Here is a 4,551-nt window from a genome sequence, read left to right on the forward strand (position 1 = left end):
ACCCTGCGGGTGCTGCGGATCGCCTGGGTGGCGTGGGGGAAGTCGAGGCCGGCGATCGTGGTGACCTGGAGGCGGCGAGTCTGGACCCGGCCATGGCCGCGGTCGCGGGTGTGGTCGGCGATGGGGATGTCTGGCCAGGGCAGGCGTCGCAGCTGGCGGTGCAGGGTAGGCTGGTTGGCCTTCACCATCAGGACGTAGGCGGCCTGCTTGGCGGTGACCAGCCAGTCGGCGTGGGCGTGCTGGGTGTGGAGCGCATCGGCAGTGACCACGGTGCCGGTGAGGTCCAGCCGCTGCAGCAGCGGCTGGAACTGGGTGATCTCGTTGGTGGTGGCCTCGACGTCGGTCTGGGCGAGGACCGCGCGGGTGGTGTGGTCCATCGCCGCGAGCAGACGGACCTGCGGGCCGGGGTGGTGGCCGCTGCCGCGCAGCGTCTTGCCGTCGTCCGCGACCGCCCGCCGCCACGCCGGCTGGGGTGGGGGTGGCTGCTGGTCGGCCAGCCACCGGCCGATGACCAGGTCCAGCGCGTCGGGGTCGACGCGGGCCAGCACGCGGCGCACGGTGGCCTCCCCTGGTGGGCGGTAGACCCGGCGCAGCGGGTCGCGGCGCGCCCCGAGCGCGGCCAGGACCGGCGGGGGCGCGTCAGCCGCCCACTCGCCGATCGCGGCGAGGGACTTGGCGCCGGCCAGCACGGCCGCGACCGCGACGGCCAAGACCGCGCCCAGCGCGTGCCGTCGGCCACGTCGCTGGCGGGGGTCGGCGATCTGGGCGAGGTCGCCGAGCAGGTCACGGCACTGGTCGGGTGCCAGCGCGGCGGGCGCGGCCAGCCGCTGGGCAACCGCAGGAATGGGAGATGATGAGCAGGCAGGTACGGGCTTCCGGAGGGGTCATGGGCGTTGACACCCACATGATCGCTGGAGTCCGTGCCTGTCTCACATTCACCCAGACCGACCCTCACCTGACTACCCAGACAACTCCGCACTATGCCGAGGCCCTGTGGCCGGTAGCTCCACGGATGCCCACTGAAGAGCATCACGGACACCCTCAATAGAACGTGTTTCAAGCGGTCAGGTAGTGGCTTCTGTGACGGCTCCGCGGACCGGCAGTCACCTCGCGGATGCGCCGACGTGGTGCTGTTGTGGGCTGATGCCGCGGACGCGCTTGAAGGCGGTGCTGAGCGCGAAGGGGCTGCCGTACCCGACCTGCCGGGCCACCGCCCCGACGGTGGCGTCCGGCTCGCGCAGCAGATCGGCGGCCAGGGCCAGCCGCCAGCCGGTGAGGAACGTCATCGGCGGCTCACCGACCAGCTCGGTGAAGCGGCGGGCCAGCGCCGCGCGGGACACGCCGACCTCGGCGGCCAGCGTCGCCACCGTCCACGGGTGCGCCGGGTTGTTGTGGAGCATCCGCAGGGCCCGGCCCACGACAGGATCACCATTGGCTCGGTACCAGGCGGGCGCCTCGGCGTCAGGGCGCGCGAACCATGCGCGCAGGACGGCGATGAGCAGCAGGTCCAGCAGCCGGTCGAGCACCGCCTCCTGGCCCGGCTCGTCCTTGACGATCTCCTCGCCGAGCAACCCGATGAGGGGAGAGTCCCAGGCGTCGTCGGGGAAGACCAGCATCGCCGGCAGCGCTCCCAGCAGCCGCTGGCTGACCTCGCCGCGCAGCTCATAGGTGCCGCTGAGCATCACCGCCGAGCCGGCCGGGCTGTTGCCCCAGGTGCGGACGCCCAGCCATTCCATCGCCTCGACCAGGTCCTCCCCTCTGGGGTGGTGCAGCGCTGCCCCGGGTGGATCACGACCTGGGGTGGTGTGGCGGGGTCGTCGGCGACCGTGTACGGATGCGGACCGCGCACGATCGCGACATCTCCGGGGCGCAGCCGTACCGCGTCGCCGCCGTCGGGAACCACCCATGCCTCGCCGCGCACCATGGCCACCAGGGTGAGCGGCGCCTGGTCCTGGATCCGCATGGACCAGGGCGGGTCCAGGATCGAGCGGAGCAGGAACGCTCCTCGGGCCCTCGGCCCGTCCAGAAGGCCGGTGAGTGCGTCCATGCGCCGCAGTGTAGACCCATCGGCCCGTAGTGTAGACGCAGGAACATGGAGTCGAGCCTCTCAACCATGGCTCGTCTCACCGCCTGGGCGTTCACTGGCGAAAGGAGCGAACCACACGAGAGGAGACGCACGTGAACACGACACTGGTTGTTGGCGGCACGGGCAAGACCGGCCGCCGGGTGGCACAGCGGCTGCGGGCCCGCGGCCTGCCGATCCGGATCGGTACCCCCTCCGGCGAGCCGCCGTTCGACTGGAACGACCAGGCCACCTGGGCACCCGCGCTAGAGAACGTGGCGTCGGTGTATGCGACCTACGCCCCGGACCTGGCATTCCCAGGGGCTGCCGAAACGGTCGGGACGTTCGCCGACCTGGCGGTGGCAAGCGGCGCCCGGCGGCTGGTGCTGCTGTCGGGTCGCAACGAGGAAGGCGCCCTGCGCGGCGAGCAGGCGGTGCGGGACTCCGGCGCCGACTGGACGCTGGTGCGGTCAAGCTTCATGAGCCAGAACTTCAGCGAGAGTTTCTGGCTGGAGCCGGTGCTGGCCGGCGAGCTCGCGTTCCCGGCCGGGCAGGTCGCCGAGCCGTTCATCGACGCCGAGGACATCGCCGACGTGGCGGTCGCGGCGCTGACCGATGACCGGCACGTGGGTCAGCTGTATGAGGTGACGGGCCCGCGGCTGCTGACCTTCGCGGAGGCGGTTGGGGAGATCGCCAAGGCGACCGGCCGAACCATCCGCTATGTGCCGGTCTCCATGGAGCAGTACGCGTCCGCGCTGACGGAGGACGGCCTCCCGGATGAGTTCGTGAAGCTGCTGATCGAGCTGTTCACCGAAGTCCTGGACGGCCGCAACGCCCACCTCTCCGACGGCGTCCAGCGCGCCCTCGGCCGCCCGCCTCGGGATTTCCGCGACTATGCCCGGGCGGCCGCCGCCACCGGCGTCTGGGACCGGTGACGCAGACCGAGCACTGGGGCGGCGCGGCCACCGCGCCGCCCCAGTCCCGGTCGAGCATGCACCCCCCCAGGGCAGCACCACTACTGCCGGAAAGCACGTCCCTTTCATATCTGGAAGTCCGATTCGAGCCATGGAGGATGCGATGTTGGCGTCGGTTCGAGGCGCCGCGCTGGTCGCGGCCACGATCACCACGGGGCTGATGGCGGGCCTGTTCTACGCCTACGCCTGCTCAGTCATGCTTGGCCTGGGCCGCACCGACGACCGGACCTTCGTTGCGGTGATGCAGCGGATCAATGTGGCGATCCTCAACGGTTGGTTTGTCGTCAGCTTCTTCGGCGCGTTGCTGTTGACCGCCGTGGCCGCCGTGCTGCACCTGCGCTCAGACGGGCGACCGGTGCTGCCCTGGATCGCGGCCGCGCTGGTTCTGTACATGGTGGCGCTGGTCATCACGATCGGGTTCAACGTGCCGCTCAACAACCAACTCGCCGCGGCTGGAGACCCCGACCGTATCGCTGATCTTGCGGCGGTGCGCGAGCGCTTCGAGGCGACCTGGGTGCGGTGGAACCTCGCCCGCGCGGCGGCCTCCACGGCCGCATTTGGGTGCCTCACCTGGGCCCTTGTTCTGTACGGGCGCATCGTGACACCGGGCGGGGCGTAACCTGACACACAGCACCGCTCCAATGAATGACCGGGCGGTTGGGCTATCGATCGGCAGCGATGGCAGTCTGGAGCCGATCGAGAAATGGAACCTGCGCTGCCTTCAGCTTGCGACGCGCCTCATCGAGGGTGAACCATTCGACGCGGTCGATCTCGGGGAAGGTCTCCACACGCCCCGACCGGGGCGGCCACTCCAGCTCGTAGGTATTGCTGACCGCGGTCGCGGCGTCCAGGTCTCCCCGCGCCGCCCACGCGAGGACGAGCTTCCCCGACTTCTGCCGGATCTCACCGAGATCGATGAGAGGGGTATCGGGGAGCTCGTATCCGGTTTCCTCCGCGAACTCTCGGCGAGCGACCGCAACCAGTTCCTCTCCCTCCTCTACCTCGCCCTTCGGGATCGTCCAGTGACCCAGGTCCTTGTTTACCCAGTACGGACCACCCATGTGAGCGAGAAGAACCTCCAGGCGATTGTCTCGGCGGCGCCAGAGCAGGATGCCGGCGCTCGTTCGCCCGGACTTGTCGGTCGTCACCGCCACCTCCTGGGCCGCTTGCGTCCGCGTGGCCGCGGCGCGTATGAGGCCCGAAGGTCACGTTACCTCCTAACTGTCGGGTGGCCCGGGGGAATCTCACCCCCGGGCTCCCACAGATCCCGGCGTGACAGTCTCCCGTCACCGGGCTCTTGTCATCCTGACCACCAAGACTGGGGCGACCATGCCCAGTGGGCAAACAGCCTGGGGTCCTGGCTGGTGATGCGCAGCCAGGCCGCCTTGGCCTTCTTCACGGGTCGCAGCCGCTTGTACTTGTCGCGGAGCCAGCGCATCAGGTAGGCGTTGATGCGCTGCAGGACGGGACTCAGCGCGGAGCGGTAGAACGCCCCGTAATACTGCATCCAGCCAC

At 70.0% G+C, this 4,551-nt stretch carries 5 protein-coding genes and 1 pseudogene; 2 read left to right on the plus strand and 4 right to left on the minus strand.

The genetic code is table 11. The features are described 5' to 3' along the window. Both VG276_15410 and VG276_15415 read right to left on the minus strand, forming a co-directional pair. Window positions 1–710 (minus strand): ISAs1 family transposase (locus VG276_15410; GenBank protein ID HEV8650743.1); only part of this gene is annotated, 710 nt, incomplete at its 3' end. A gap of 393 nt (window positions 711–1,103) precedes the next feature. Then, window positions 1,104–2,047 (minus strand): annotated as a pseudogene (locus tag VG276_15415) (AraC family transcriptional regulator). Between the two features lie 131 nt (window positions 2,048–2,178). Between VG276_15415 and VG276_15420 the strand changes: the two are divergent. Continuing rightward, a complete protein-coding gene (locus tag VG276_15420) occupies window positions 2,179–2,997 on the plus strand; it encodes an NmrA family transcriptional regulator (protein HEV8650744.1) in 819 nt (272 codons plus the stop codon). Between the two features lie 130 nt (window positions 2,998–3,127). Next, window positions 3,128–3,655, plus strand: a complete 528-nt coding sequence (locus VG276_15425; GenBank protein ID HEV8650745.1) for an anthrone oxygenase family protein — start codon at window positions 3,128–3,130, stop codon at window positions 3,653–3,655. Between the two features lie 43 nt (window positions 3,656–3,698). On the opposite strand, the gene VG276_15430 is transcribed toward VG276_15425, so the two are convergent. Together VG276_15430 and VG276_15435 are read right to left on the minus strand one after the other, a co-directional pair. After that, entirely contained in the window at window positions 3,699–4,184 is a 486-nt protein-coding gene (locus tag VG276_15430; GenBank protein HEV8650746.1) for an NUDIX domain-containing protein, read from the minus strand. 152 nt (window positions 4,185–4,336) lie between these two features. After that, the coding region (locus VG276_15435; GenBank protein HEV8650747.1) for a group II intron maturase-specific domain-containing protein at window positions 4,337–4,551 on the minus strand (215 nt) is incomplete at its 5' end.

Source organism: Actinomycetes bacterium (genome assembly GCA_036000965.1).
Taxonomy (GTDB): Bacteria; Actinomycetota; CALGFH01; order CALGFH01; family CALGFH01; genus DASYUT01.